Origin of the sequence: Paenibacillus sp. FSL F4-0087 (assembly GCF_038020215.1) — a bacterium.
Classification (GTDB): Bacteria; Bacillota; Bacilli; order Paenibacillales; family Paenibacillaceae; genus Paenibacillus; species Paenibacillus taichungensis.
This window is the reverse complement of record NZ_JBBODJ010000001.1, coordinates 3,552,548-3,567,882: the sequence shown is the minus strand read 5'-3', so window position 1 is coordinate 3,567,882 and position 15,335 is coordinate 3,552,548. Positions and strand designations below refer to the sequence as shown.

8 protein-coding genes are annotated in these 15,335 nt (G+C 41.1%); 3 read left to right on the top strand and 5 right to left on the bottom strand.

All coding sequences use genetic code 11. The features are described 5' to 3' along the window. Positions 1–13: 13 nt before the first annotated feature. Genes MHB84_RS16320 through MHB84_RS16310 form a run of 3 tightly spaced genes read right to left on the bottom strand, consistent with a single transcriptional unit; the run spans position 14 to position 5,703 of the window. Positions 14–3,313 carry a glycosyltransferase gene (locus tag MHB84_RS16320; RefSeq protein WP_076287662.1) on the bottom strand — a complete coding sequence of 1,100 codons (3,300 nt, stop codon included), beginning with the start codon at positions 3,311–3,313 and terminating at the stop codon, positions 14–16. Positions 3,314–3,347: 34 nt separating this feature from the next. After that, on the bottom strand, positions 3,348–4,415 hold the full coding sequence (locus tag MHB84_RS16315) for a class I SAM-dependent methyltransferase (RefSeq protein ID WP_076287661.1): 1,068 nt from the start codon (positions 4,413–4,415) through the stop codon (positions 3,348–3,350). Further along, complete coding sequence (locus MHB84_RS16310) at positions 4,399–5,703, bottom strand: nucleotide sugar dehydrogenase (protein WP_076287660.1); 1,305 nt, start codon at positions 5,701–5,703, stop codon at positions 4,399–4,401. Before MHB84_RS16310 ends, MHB84_RS16315 begins: the two co-directional genes overlap by 17 nt. 229 nt (positions 5,704–5,932) lie before the next feature. Between MHB84_RS16310 and MHB84_RS16305 the strand changes: the two genes are divergently transcribed. From MHB84_RS16305 to MHB84_RS16295, 3 genes are all read left to right on the top strand, one after another. Next, on the top strand, positions 5,933–6,709 hold the full coding sequence (locus MHB84_RS16305; protein ID WP_076287659.1) for an ABC transporter permease: 777 nt from the start codon (positions 5,933–5,935) through the stop codon (positions 6,707–6,709). Between the two features lie 19 nt (positions 6,710–6,728). Next, positions 6,729–7,460 carry an ABC transporter ATP-binding protein gene (locus MHB84_RS16300; RefSeq protein ID WP_076287658.1) on the top strand — a complete coding sequence of 244 codons (732 nt, stop codon included), beginning with the start codon at positions 6,729–6,731 and terminating at the stop codon, positions 7,458–7,460. 203 nt (positions 7,461–7,663) lie between these two features. Continuing rightward, complete coding sequence (locus MHB84_RS16295) at positions 7,664–10,129, top strand: O-antigen ligase family protein (RefSeq protein WP_076287657.1); 2,466 nt, start codon at positions 7,664–7,666, stop codon at positions 10,127–10,129. A gap of 79 nt (positions 10,130–10,208) precedes the next feature. On the opposite strand, the gene galU is transcribed toward MHB84_RS16295, so the two are convergent. Continuing rightward, positions 10,209–11,087: a UTP--glucose-1-phosphate uridylyltransferase GalU gene (gene galU, locus MHB84_RS16290; RefSeq protein ID WP_076287656.1), complete on the bottom strand. Its 879-nt coding sequence runs from the start codon at positions 11,085–11,087 to the stop codon at positions 10,209–10,211. A 298-nt stretch (positions 11,088–11,385) separates the two neighbouring features. Beyond that, on the bottom strand, positions 11,386–15,171 hold the full coding sequence (locus MHB84_RS16285) for a DEAD/DEAH box helicase (protein WP_076287655.1): 3,786 nt from the start codon (positions 15,169–15,171) through the stop codon (positions 11,386–11,388). Between the last annotated feature and the right edge of the window lie 164 nt (positions 15,172–15,335).

Below are 15,335 nucleotides of genomic sequence, written 5' to 3'. Positions count from 1 at the left end.
TCCTCTTTTCCTCCTACTTAGAGATTAATTCAATCTCCTGGATAATAGTGGTTTGAAGTCCACTTTGACGTGCAACTCGTTCAGATGCCTTGAGGGATAAATCAAGAAATAATTCGGGGTTGTTATACAATTTTTCAATATTACTGGCCAACCCTTCATAATCTTCTGCTTCTACCAACATACCACATGTCTCATCTACGAACTCTGATGTAGCAGCTACATTATTGGTAATCGGAACCAAGCCAGAGGACATTGCCTCATCTCTTGAAACGCCTTGGGAATCCCATCGAGTCGGTATTAAGAAAATTCCATATTCTTTATGCAACTCAGCAATCTCTTCTTGTCTTAAAAATCGTTCTTCTAATCTAACATTCTTAAACTTTCTTATCGGCTTTACAGTTGAATGGAATAATTCTCCTTTTCCGATTAAAGTGAACTGTAACTCTTTAAAAACAGGCTTTTTTGACAAGCTTTGTATAGCTTTAACAGTCAGATCATTAGCATACTTATTACTAGCAAAGGGTCTAATTGATAGTATCTTTTTACGATGTTCGTAGCCCTTTTCATTATAATTAAACAAATCACTATTTATATAGTTGTGTATAATACTATATTTATCTTCCGGCAATCTGATCTTCAAATCTTCAAATACTTCTTCGGCAAAGTAATCAGATACAAAAACAAAATGAAGATTATATTCCTCATTTATTGCTCCATTAAAAATCTTTTTCCAAAATAGAACTTTAGCTTCAGATTCTATCTTTGCCCTATCCAACTGTTGCTGTGATGTATAATTATATTCTCTTCTCCACCAAGGTTGGATTTCAGCGCCATGAATCCATACAATAGTTCTTTTTGATGTTGCAAATTTTTGAATGCCACTCCATAACGTTTCATTTAAAAAATGAACTAAAAACGTATCATAATTTCCACTTCTAGCTACATTATTGAATTTTTCAAAATATCCACTTGTCACATCAATTCCGCCAAATTCAGTATATCCCGCTGGATCTCGCTCATTAAGTTTGAACATATCTACGTTATATCCATTCTTTTTGTATTCAGTTAGTCTGCTATGGATAAAAGCATACCTGTATAAGTTCTGATAGTCTGGATAATTATCAGCTAATAGGAGTACCTTTGATTTATTCAAAAAATAACCCCGATCAAGATTAATATCACCAACAATCAATTTTTTAATTTTGCATGTGCCTTCCCCTGAAAATCTTAATCCAAATTTCATATATTTAACGTTGCTATTAAGTTGAACACTAACTTTACGACAGCATGGTTTTACCATGCTCTCGATTTTATTACGATTATTGTCAAGAAGTACAATAACAATATCTACAGAGAATTTCGACATAAAATCGACGTCTAGATATACATTTGTATTAGAATTAAATTTGTCAGTTCCATATTCCTTGTTTAAATATATATATTCATGGGTATCCTTTAACTTTGATTCTACATAAATAAAGTCGTTCTCTTTCTTCAAATTAATCTGCTTAGAGCCATGTATTTGATTAAAGATATCATCAGAGGAAATGCTAATCTCATTTACAGATTTTTTACTTGGTTTTATTTCCTCAGCCTTTTGATATATTTGCGACATTGCTATGCCTTGATCATTAATAATTAAGTCATCTACAACAGAACAATGATCATCATTGAAATTCTCACAATAATTATATTCATCAATGGAGAAGCAATCTTCATTGATCCTACTCTCTTCTATTGATTCAGAAAAATCTATAATTTTTGAGTTCGGATAATTATCTAGCCTTAAAAGTGCCCTTTTCACGTCAAAAGATCCGACCATTCTATATTGCTTACCTTCATTATTTTTCTTAATGTCATTAGTATCATCATTTGAGAAATATGCACCCTTACATATCACAGAGCAATCTGTATATTTTGTTGCCAAAACCATATCCTCAATATAACTTTTCCCGTAATAATCTTTTGATGACAGGTACGCTATATAATTAAAATTATTTCCAATATAATTAGCAGTATCTTCATTCAAACTCTCTACAACTTGAATGCCTTCTGTGATGAGTGAACTATCCTTTATATCACTAATGACTATTAATTCCTTAAAATCATAAGATTGCTGTTTAAATTGATTAATTACATATTGCAACTCTTGTTCTGTGCTTGCCTTAGAAATTAAGGCAACCCCTTTACGACTAAGTTCCAACTTAGTCTGATATACTACATTAACCAAGTATTCTAATCGATGAGTGTAAGTATGTTCAGTCAGTATTTTCCTTAACCCCAGCAGCCTGTACTTATTGTAATATTCCATATCTGTAAACTTGTCAATTTGGTCTCCAAGATATTTACCGTCATCCGTACAAATTACTAAATCACCAAGCATATTTCGGATAGCCCTAGAATAATTACTTACTGTAACCGTATTTGATGCCAATAGCTCGAACACACGGCGTGCACACATACTTTGTGACTGCTTCACAGAATTCATATTAATATTGAAGCGATACCCTTTGTATGCTTTATCGATCTCAAAAGGTTTCAAATTCCCTTTTATATACTTCTTATACTGAGTTGGAAATGCGTAGTTAGGATCATCTTCATAAAAATTACGATCATAAATGTCTAAATTCTTACTCTCAGTTATTGTATCAATAAATGTTTCTAAATCTTTTATCCGTTCTGGATATCGTTTATAGTACGCTCCTGCAAACGCATACTTATCTTCTCTATCATATAGTTCAATTGGGTTATGAACTTTTAATTGAGCTGCGAAGGGCATCAAATAAACACGATTATGATTCAGTAATGTTTTATACTGCTGAATACAATCAATATCTGTAGTAAAGACATAATCCACATATTTAGCAGTTGCTAAAAAAGTATCAAAATGTACAGGATCCTCTTTGTTCCAAAACACAACAGGAATTTTATTTTTTTTACAATAACTTAACAAATCAATTAGTTCATTACTTAGATGAGGTACTTTTCTATTCCATAATCCATCAATTCCACGCCAAGCTGACTCAAGAAAAAACAAATCAGGGTTGAAGGACTGGATCTCTCTTAACCAATTATCAGGAGTTACTTGTAACAAACTGCATTCAGGCTCAAAAGAGTTAAAAGTAAATTCATCCATAATACAAGCGATTTTCATATTTTTTGTATCGTTAAAAGATCTTTGAAAAGTTAACATATTATTTGTAAGGGACACATTACCATGCTTCGTCACATTCACAATATTCATTTCTTTAAATAGTTCAGATCTTCTTATTTGAATCTCACGTAGTTTCTGCTCAATGTATTCCATACTCATAAATAAATTCTCCTCACTCATCAAGTGCTATTCACTAGAAGTCCTTAGGAATTCTCTTCTTGCGTTTCCAGTAATTCAGTGTAAGTCTCCCCAATTTAGCATTACTAAGTAAATCATACTTTTTAGAGATGTTTGCATACTTCGCCTCTAGATGGCTATAATCAAAGATAGCCTCCTCGTATTTTTTTAAAGTAGATTCCTCACTATCCAATCGATCCAACAACTCTTTATTTTTTGATTCCTTGATAATTTTCAGTTCCTTATTTTCCTCTTCTAATATTCCAATTTTGCGTTCTAGATCATTTACCCTTTTCTTTTCTTGATCATTTTGCGCTAAATGATGAAAATGATTTAATTCATCATTCTCTTTCTGTAAACGAGTTAAGTGCTCCCTTCCCGCCTTAATCTTCTCATTATATTCATTAATAAGAGTTGTCTTTGAATTAAGTTCGTCTACTAAGGTTCTTTCGACAGAATAGAATGCTGCTTCAAGCTGTTTGACGACTTCTCTAGGGAGTTTTAATCCCGATTCCCCCTCACCTGACAAAGAGCAGCCCACTATCCCTATCCATTTACCTAAAAACTTAATTTCTCTGACCTTAAAATAAGGCTCCACTTCTTCAAGCAAATTAAGCATATAATATGTCTTCTTGTGATCAAAATAATCATTAATACCAAAAGGAACTGTTATGATTATGGTACCATTGTCTACGAGTAGATTTTTGATTTTTACTAATAACGATTGAGTGGACGTGAAATGCTCCATCACCTCAGTAAGAATGACAGTATCAAATTTCTGTTCACTTTCGAATTCAAAAATACTACTTGTATAAAATCTTGCATTCCGTTTAACGGATTCACTTTCATTTTCTAGCGAGTTATTAGCATAAGAAATTGAGCTTTCTTCAATATCAATACCTACTGCTTGTTTACCTTCTCTGGCTAATATAAGCTCCGTTATGCCTTGTGAACAACCGACATCTAGAACAGACTTACCTGCCACTTTAGAACAAATCCAATGAATTCGTTCTCGTGTTTTTCTAGAAAACTGATCTCCCATTCCACCATGATATGCTTCGGCAACCTTATCTAACGGCTTCAATATATCCACTCCTCAAATTCGCAGGACTGATTAATGGTTGTCCTAACACATGGTAAAGAAAACCAGCTTCCGTCCAAGTTTTGTGATTTACAACCCGTCTAGTATCGAACACAAGAGCCCCGCGTGCCAGCGATGTTAGTTTTTTGGGGTCAATCTGTTTAAACTCATTATGATCGGTCAAAATTAGTATCGCATCAGCACCTTCAATCGCATCAGCTAGCGTATCCTTTTTCCCTAAAATATACTCTTTGACGTGTGGGTCAAAAATTTGCAGGTCGTAGTGGCTCTGTAATTGATGAACAATCTCAACTGCAGGGCTCTCTCTCATGTCATCAATATTCCCTTTAAATGCCAAACCAAGTACAGCTACTTTCTTGGTGTTCTTACCTTCAGTAGGCAACAATTGTTTCATTTGGCTTACTACAAAATTAGGCATTTCATCATTTGTTGTTCTGGATATATGAATCAAATTTGCCAAGGAAGGAGCGGATTCATAAATGAACCAAGGATCCACAGCGATACAGTGACCTCCGACACCTGGTCCAGGTTTATGAATATTAACTCGCGGATGACAGTTTGCCAGATCAATGGCCTCCCAAACATTAAAGCCTACACGCTCAGCAATTTTCGCCATTTCATTTGCAAAAGCAATATTAACATCACGATAAGTATTTTCCATCAACTTGACCATCTCAGCTGTCGTTGCATCAGTTATATGAATATTCCCATTAACAAATCTTTTGTACAACTCTGCCGTTCGCTCCGAAGATTCTTGGTTAATCCCCCCAACAATCCTATCATTTTGAACGAGTTCAACGAGTAATTGACCGGGAAGCACCCGTTCAGGTGAATGTGAAACAAATAGTTCTTTTCCAATATCAAACTTGGTTTCTTCCAAGATGGGTATCACCACATCTTCAATTGTTCGAGGTGGAACGGTCGATTCCAGAATAATTAAATCGCCCTTCTTGAGAAAAGGTACAATGGAATTCGTTGCATCAATTACATAATCGACGTTTGCAGTTTTATCCTCATTAATCGGAGTAGGAACAGAAATGATAAAAGCATCTGCCTGCTCCGGCATAACTCCGAAACTAAGTTGTTTGGATTGGATCACCTCTTCAAGCATTTCCTGAAGTCCCGGTTCTTCAATATGAATTCGACCATCCAAGAGTTTCGTAACAACATCGGGATTAATATCAACACCATGGACTTCAACGCCATGTTTGGCAAACATAATAGCTGTTGGCAATCCTATATAGCCAAGACCGATTACACATAATTTCAAAGTAACATCTCCTTATTATTCTCCGAGAAATCATATTGATTATATAAATAGCAAGTTTTTGAATTTATTTTTCTACATAATAGTGCATTATAGCACGAATAATGACAATTTTTCTCCTCATTTCTGGTATGACAAGTCCCTTCAAGTACCTCACAGATTGTAGAAGCTGATTCAAGTATGTTAACATACTTGTGACGTATTGCCCTCAAGTATAAAAGGAGATTATGAAATGCATACATATTTTTTGAATCTGTACAAATATAAGGACTTATTGTTTGAATTGGTTAGGAAAGATATTAAGCTTAAGTACAGAAACTCCTTTCTTGGTTTGTTATGGAGCATCTTGAATCCACTTATGTTCATGATTGTTTTAACAGTTATCTTCTCCCAGCTATTTTCGACAACAATCGAACATTTCGCCATCTATGTCCTGACCGGTCGCCTAATTTACGTATGTTTTTCAGAAACGACGAACTTTGCGATGCAGTCCATTTTTACAAATGCTTCATTAATAAAGAAAGTATATGTGCCGAAGTACTTCTTTCCACTGTCCAAAGTTTGTTCATCATTTGCAAATTCCTTATTATCTATGATTTCAATTATCCCCGTCATGCTTTTTAGCGGTTTACATTTTACTTGGGTCAACCTAATGATTGTTTTTCCATTGTTCTATCTATTTCTATTTTGCATTGGAATAGGTTTGATCCTGTCAACAATCTATGTCTTCTTCCGGGATCTACAGCATATATACTCTTTGGCACTTGTAATTGTTATGTATGCATCGGCAATTTTTTACCCGGTAGATATCATCCCAGTCAAAATTATGCCGTTCATACAACTGAATCCGATTTTTTTGATCGTCGAAATGGTCAGAGAATCTCTTATTTATAATACTACTTCAGCACTTGGTACTCATCTTTTTTGTATTGGATATGCAGGGGTGTTAATTGTTATAGGATTGGTCACTTTCTACAAAAAGCAGGACAAGTTTATTTTTTACCTGTAGTGGGATTGGAGATGAAAGAATGAAAGACGTAGCAGTAAGAGTGGATCATGTCTCCATGAAATATAAATTAATGAGCGGGAAAGTTAACTCATTAAAACAGGTTTTCATCAATGCCATGACTCGTAATATCACGTATGAAGAATTCTCTGCTCTGGAAGATGTCAGTTTCGAGATTCAAAAAGGAGAAGTATTTGGTGTAGTCGGCTTGAATGGAGCTGGGAAAAGTACATTACTAAAAATTGTTTCGGGTATTATTAAACCAACATCGGGGGCTGTAGAAAGATTGGGTTCGTTGGTTCCTCTGATAGAACTTGGCGGAGGATTCAATGCAGAGCTTACCGGGTTTGAAAACATATATTTGAACGGTATGCTCTTGGGATATTCCAAGAAATTTATCAAGGAAAAAGCAGATGAAATTATTGAATTTTCGGAACTGGAAAAGTTTATTCATACACCACTTAAAAACTACTCTTCCGGTATGAGAGCCAGATTAGGGTTCTCAATTGCCACTCTTGTTAAGCCAGAAATTTTAATAGTAGACGAAGTACTATCTGTTGGGGATTACAAATTCAAGGAGAAGTCCGAGGCTAAAATGAAGTCTCTCATGTCCTCAGGGACTACCGTGTTATTTGTATCCCATTCTATAGAGCAAATGAAGAGCATGTGTAATCGAGTATTATGGCTAGATCAGGGGAAAGTCAAAGAAATTGGACCTGCCGTTGAAATATGCGATAAATACCAATCAAAATAATCTTAATGCTCGAAAAAGTCCACCTTACAATTCCCAGGCACTTCCCGCAAAAATCAACACTATTTCCTTAATGTTTTTAAAAGTATGATACTTAAAAACCTGCTTTAATGGTGTTAGAAGACCAAAAAAAAAGATACAAAACGTTAGTAAAGATTCTACTTCTATCAACGCATTTGCAAATACTAGAAAAGGAGAATCATGCTTTGTCGAATCCAATATACGGTAAACAAAAAAAGACACTGAACAAGGCAAGTGCTAGCTCAACTTCGCCGCTGCTATGGTCTCTTACCATAGGAGTCATCTTATTTTCACTCTGGTCCTCGTTCCAAGTTGCGTTATTTAACGGACAGTTACTTCAATTCGAAGGCCCCATTTACTGGGCGCTTGCAATTACAACCCTCCTGTTCATCATATGGGCTGTAGTCTACTACAAAAATATCACACTAGACTCCCAAAGAGATTGGCTAAAATTAGCCGTCCTCTTGCTGCCACTTACCTACATACTGTCACTTATTAGTGCAGCATCGCATTACTTGGCAGTCAACATGATTCTAATCCAGTGCATTTATGCCATGCTCTTCGTCATGACGATGTCACTACTCCAGAACAAACAAATTAATCATATCATACAATCTTCGTTAATAGGAATTGCATATGTAATTGTAGGTTTTGGATTGTTGAACTGGCTGGGAGCCTTCAGTTTTGCGGGCAAGCTGGTTGGCTGGTTCTCTTCAGGAGTAGTCAATGGGGTATACAATCAAGCGATCTGGAACGATGCCAACGGACCACGGCTTGCTTCCGTGTTTCAGTACCCGAATACATACGCAGCGTTCCTTATGGCATTTCTATTCATTAGCATCTTTAGCCTAATCCGCACCAAAAAGGTTTATATACAGATGTTTCATGGGTTCATGCTTGTTCCCATCTTGCTGTCCCTGTTGCTTACATTGTCGCGGACTGGTCTTGTGATGATGCCAGTCGTTTTTGTAATCATCCTGTTGTTACTTAAACCAGCAAAACAGATTTTATGGTTCATTTATCTCACTATTCCAGGAATAGGTACGCTTGCTGTCCTGAATCCAGTCAATACCGCTGGACTCGAATTACAGCAAAAGTTTTCTGCAGGACTTGCAGCCAAAGGTTGGATTTATCTGATTACCGCATCCATCGTTGTAGCGATTATCAACTGGTTGATCCAACGTTGGATCGCTCCAAAGCTTGAAGCCAAGTTCCAAGCTTGGGGTAAACGTAAAGGCGCAAGCCTCTGGATCCCGCTTGGCTCAGTGCTGCTCGCCATTATCGCAGCAGTGCTGTTGTTGGGTACCAGCGTTCGCAACATTTTGCCGGACAGCATCAGTACGCGTCTGGAAAACATCAACTTCCAGCAGCATAGTGTCCTGGAACGACTCACCTTCTACAAAGATGCCGCCAAGGTTATCGCGGATTATCCTTTGATTGGTGCTGGCGGTGGCGCTTGGACTGCACTGTACGAAAAGTATCAAAACAATCCATACGTCAGTGCCCAGGCACATAACTTCTTCATGCAGTATCTGGTAGAAGTCGGACTCATCGGATTTATCATTTTCATGGCATTTATTCTGTATATCTTCTATCAATTCGTTCGCAGCTACTTGCGAAGAGATGAAAGCGAAAGAGAGTCTCATTTTGTTTTTTTTATTTTATCTATGACTATTCTGGTACTGAGTCTACTCGATTTCAATATGAGCTATGTTTTCATCGGTATGCTGGTGTTTATCGGGTTTGGAGGTATGGCAGCGGTAATCGAACCACGGCCTGTTAAACGTTTGAAGGTGAGCCCATCGGCTGCACGAGGGATCTATACTGCAATCGCCGGAGTTTCAATCATTGTACTATTGATCGTATCCGTCCGCTTCTTGCAAGCAAATCAATATGCGAATACAGCTAAAGAAGTAGCACAAACTAGCCAATCTTTTGAAGAGATTAAGACTGTATTGGACAAAGACTTGGCCATACGTAGTACACACTCTGACTCTCTCTTGACGCTATCTGCTCTGTATCAGCAGGGTTTCGAGCAGACGCAGGATGACCAGTTCTATATGGCTGGTGTAGATCTTTTGCAAAAAGGACTACAAGCAGAACCCTACAACAAAAGTATGGTTAAACAGCTAATCCAACTTTATGAGCTTAAAGGTGATAGTGACCAAGCGTATGCTCTCCAAAAAGAATATGCCAACAACTATATCTGGGATATGGAATGGTACGAGGCGCTAATTAGCCGTTCGTTCGATCTAGGATATCAAGCACTCGGACAAGGCGATACAGCCAAAAAAGAATCCTACTTCACATCAGGTCTGGATGCTTACCAGCATGTTGTTGATGGAGTAGAGCACCTAAAAACTCTTCCTGAAGGGCAACTTCAAGGAAAGCCATTCGAGCTAACTTCAACAATGATTCTAAATGCAGGGAAGATGAAATACATGCTAAATGATTCCGCCGGAGCTGCAACGGTTCTTAAGGGTGGAATTGCTGAGGATCTGTCCGATGCGACCAACCGTGAAATTGCCCGTTGGTACCTCGCAGCTCTGACGAAGGACGGACAACAGGATCAAGCGGTGTATGATAAATTGATTGCTGTAGCACCTAATGAAGCTGACGAGATTAAACAGATTGCTGAACTGACCTTCTAACTTGTCCCAAGTTAGATCAAAGCAAAAAGGTTTACCCTTGAGGGTAAACCTTTTTTGTATATAAAATTAAAAGTAAATACTAATTTGATGCCACAATCTTCTTCAAATAATTCAACAAATCTTCCCGCAGATCATCATGCTGAAGTGCATAATGAATCGTTGTCTCTATAAAACCCAACTTCTCTCCCACATCATGACGAAGGCCTTCAAAATGATAGGCCAATATTCTTCTCTGCTCATTCAAACGAGATAACGCATCGGTCAACTGGATTTCGCCACCAACACCTGCGGACTGTTGTCCAAGAATCTCAAAGATATCCGGTGTAAGAATATATCGTCCCATAATAGCAAGATTTGAAGGAGCATCTTCAGGCTTTGGCTTTTCAACTAAACGTTTAGAGCGGAATACTCGGTCGTTGGTTTTCATGATTTGCTCGCCATCAACAATACCGTAACGGGATACTTCTTTCCAATCGACTGGCTGAACACCCACGATTGGAGACTGGTATTCATCATACACTTCCATCATCTGCTGAAGACAAGGCTTATCTGACTCAACGATATCATCTCCAAGCAGCACAGCGAAGGGTTCGTCTCCAATAAACTTGCGGGCACACCAAATCGCATGTCCCAGTCCTTTAGGTTCCTTTTGTCGAATATAGTGGATATCTGCCATTTCAGAAGATTTACGCACCTCATTTAATAGATCCCATTTCTGTTTATCAACCAGATTTTGCTCCAGTTCAAAAGAGTAGTCAAAATGGTCTTCAATCGCCCTCTTGCCTTTACCTGTCACGATAATTATATCCTCAATACCTGAGGCCACAGCCTCTTCGATAATGTACTGAATCGTTGGCTTGTCAACAATAGGCAGCATTTCCTTGGGCATAGCTTTGGTTGCTGGCAGAAAACGGGTTCCCAGACCAGCAGCCGGAATTATAGCTTTACGAATTCTCATGATTTAACTCTCCCTCTTTATAGAGTAGATGATATGTATATCTATTCTTTCTTTTCTCGAAAGTGCAAAATTGCAAAAATACATTAATCATCAGGCTATGTAGTCTAAAATAGTTAATTATAATATATCAGATATATAAATGCATGTTTTGTATATTCAAGATGATTTTACTAGTATTCTATTCATACTATACTAAACAGGTTACACTTCTCGTCCATATCAATCTTCTTTCTTAATAAAATGATAGGGTGATACAAGTTAACAATCTGTACCACCCTATGCCACCACAACAGCTTACTTATACCATCAACAGCTCCCGAATATCCTGCTCAGATAAGGTCGTTGATCCCCCATCTCCCGGCTCAATCACTTCAGCGATCAAATCCTTCTTGCGCTGCTGCAGTTCCAGAATCTTCTCTTCTATTGTTCCTTCCGTAATCAGTCGGATAACCTGAACGACTTGCTTTTGCCCCATCCGATGGGCGCGGCCAATGGCTTGTTCTTCGACCGCGGGGTTCCACCACAGATCATATAATATTACGGTATCTGCACCCGTTAAGTTCAGCCCGGTACCACCAGCTTTCATCGAGATCAGGAACAGCTCCCCTTCCCCCTCGTTGAATCTGCGGCACATGTCGACGCGACTCTGAGTCGGTGTCTGCCCATCCAGATAAAATAGATTCCTGCCCTGCGCAGCCAATGTCTGCCGAATCAGATTCAGCATGCTTGCAAACTGGGAGAAGATCAGGATTCGTTTGCCTGCTGCCAGACAATCCTGAACCGTTTCGAGCAGCTGCTCCATCTTCCCGGAATCTCCTTGATAGCCCTCAACAAACAGAGCCGGGTGACAGCACAGCTGGCGTAAACGGGTGATGCCTGCGAGTATTTTGATCCGATTCTTCTGAAAACCGTTCTCTTCCATATCCTTGGATGTCTCATCCTGAAGCTGGGAGAGGTAGGCAGCATACAGCTTCTTCTGCTCAACTGTTAGCTCAGAGCGCTGTACCGTCTCAATGCGATCCGGCAATTCCTCCAGCACGTCCTTCTTCAGGCGGCGGAGAATGAACGGACGAACCATCCGGGCAATGCGCTCAGGCGGCAGGTCCCGGAATCTGCGATAGCTTGGAAACAGACCGGGAAATATCGCTTCGAAGATGGACCACAGCTCATCCAGTGAGTTCTCTACAGGCGTCCCTGTGAGCGCAAAGCGCCGCGGGGCCTGAATCTGCTTGACGGCCTGAGCCGTCTGAGAGGAAGAATTTTTGATCGCCTGAGCCTCGTCCAGAATTAGCGTATGGAATGTTCTAACCAGATACATGTCCAGATCTCGACGCAGCAATGGATAAGACGTTACGATGACATCCGCCTGATTCATGTCCGCGAGCATGTTGGCGCGCTCTTCCTTTTGTCCTGCAGCGATCAGGACGCGTAAATGCGGGGCAAATCGCGCAAATTCATTCGCCCAGTTGTAGGTCAACGAAGCAGGTGCTACGACAAGCACTGGAGGATGGGTTGCTTGGCTTCGAATGGTTAAGCTATCCTGCGATATTCCCGATGCATGGGAATTACCCCCTAGCCCCACCAGAGACGCCTCATCCCATGGCAATCCGGTTACAGGATCAATCCCTGAATAAGCAGGCTCTGAAGCACCCTCTCGCAGTATCCCGTTTTTCCCGTAACGATCTGGTCTTCCAACATCTCCGTCTAAAATCGGGTTCTCTCTTAGTTCAGCCGTGATATAGGCGATGCTTTGCAACGTTTTGCCAAGTCCCATGTCATCTGCCAGGATCCCGCCAAAACGATAAAAGGCAAGTGTGCGCAGCCACTGATATCCACTGGCCTGATAATCTCTCAACACGGGAGCCAGCGCATTCGGCAGCGCAAAATCCATCCGCTCAGGATCACGAAGATCATCCAGGAAACGCTTCAGGGAACCTCCCCACTTCACATGTCCGGAAACCTCATCCCGGCCCGGCAGCTGTAACGCTCGAACGGCTGGCAGCCGAATGTGGCTGCCTTTGATATCGCCCGCTCCCAGTCCCAGCGAATCCGCCATGTGGGCGAAGCTGTCAGCTCCTTCATTTTCAAGCGATAGAAAGACACCACTGCGCAAGCGGAAATACGGTTTCTTTTCCACAATGCTGCGCATGATTTCCTGAAGTTCCTGCTCGTTCACGCCTTCCATTTCAAACGAAATTTCCAGCCAGTCCAGTCCTTTCCCGAGATCTGCCCGGACTTTGGGAGGGGTTGGGTAGGATTGCATCATGGCCTTTACTGCATTCGGGACATAGATGTCCACCTGTTTCTCCAATTCAGGCACCAAATGATACATTAAATCATAGATGGCATCTTCACGTTCACTTGCCCACACGCTGCCTTCCCGTTCCAGGAAGGAACGATCCAGTCGCTCAATCAGATTCCGCTCGGCATGACGGTCACGCACCAGAATAACCTTTTTCTCTTCTTCGTCGATCAGATACTCCGCCAGCGGGTTAATCACCATTACACCATAATCAAACTCCAGACGCGCAGTGATCCGTTCCCGGTAAAAATCAATATAGAGCTTCGGCGCAAGCTCCGGCTCAGCAATTCGTTCACGCACCTGGGAGTCGATCGACAGATGTCCTAGCGTACGGAGTTCCGGCACCACATGCTGCACGAACTCATCGACTTGCTGGGAGGAAATATCGATACTTTCCTTAATCCCATACGAAGTGAGCGCCCTGCTCAAGTCTTCCAGACTGCGCATCTGCATCGGCTCCAGCATGTGAAGTTGTCCTTCGACCACAGCAGCATCATAGGCCGGAAGAAGAATCAACTCGCGCAAACCCGAGATCTCGAGCTGATACCCCTCATTGTCTCCCTGGGCAATCCGGTAAAACAGAGGCAGTGCCCCTTCACCCAACGTGAGCGGTCCGTTCGCGAGTCCCGTACCTTCCATCCGGCTGTCGGCCTGAAGCAGCAATTCCAGCAGCGGTTTCCACACCAGCGGCGCAATCAATATATCCCGCCCATCCGAAGCCCCCAGATAACCGGAGATGGATTCTCGATACGCTTCCTCGCTCTGCCTCATACGAATCAACATGGACAGAATCTCCTGATCCTGAGGGCTGAAATAATGCATGGAAGGATCATAGAAAAACAGTTTGGTAAACGACATCGGCTCGCCCTTCTCAACGCAGTTCAGGAATTGCTTCACCTTTTGCACCACGTATAGTCGTTTACTTCCGACCTTAAGCTCCAGCGCGAGCTTGGCTCCCCCTTTGTGAACCTGAACGAGCTTGCATATAAACTGAACCTGAAGCTCTTCTCGCAGCGATGAGCGGGTGACAGGTGCCGTATATTTACGTTCACCCGCATGTAAGGGACTGCGTTCCTTGGCAAAGATGGACAGAATCTGGTCAGCTGTGCGATACGAAGGCTTGTCTGCTGAACGTCCCCAGCCTGGAGCGGAACTCGGGCGACCTGCCTGGGCAAAATGGACAACCGGTTGATGATCCGCTTCAGCAGCGGAATTAAGTCCGAAAGCAGAGGATCCATTCTTTTGTGCAAAAGAAAGTGATGTTGTACTCGTACTGGACTCCGTATATCGTTTTGAACTTGAACCTTCGTGTCGTTCCGGATTGTCATTCCTAGCCGAGTCTAAGGTTGAAGAAGAGTTGGGACGCTCCCACTCCTTCTCTTCCACCAGCGTACCTACTCTGGAAGCAGGGCCTACACCAGAGCGAGAAGGATTCCCTGAGGAAGGTTTGGATGACTCCTGCGAACTACTGGTACCCGCAGCGTTAAGCTCCTGCAGTTCACCCCATTCATGAATCGCCAGCAATACTGCAGCGACATGTTTGCAATAGTCATAATACCGGCCATCACCTGGACAAGTGCAATTTGCCTCAACTTCCCCTTTTTCGTCCAAATCCACCTTCACCTGATATCGTTCCGTGCCACGCACCATGGCTTCATAATGATGCTGATCGTCACTGACAATCAGATTGCTCACCCTGCCGGACTGGTTATAGGCTTCCCCTCGTTTAAATGCCGTGACCCCGCACAGCAATTTGATATCCATCATGGTGAATGGCGCCACGTATTTCGCCTCCTTATGCGTTCTGACGGGTATGATATCTCTCAATCCACCTGTCCCTTTTACAGAAAAAACCCCAAGAGCTCCGTAAAGCAGAGTTTGGGGTTGCTTCATGCTTGTAACCTGTTACTTGCTATTATGCTTGCCGTCCTAATAGTTGCAGCCTA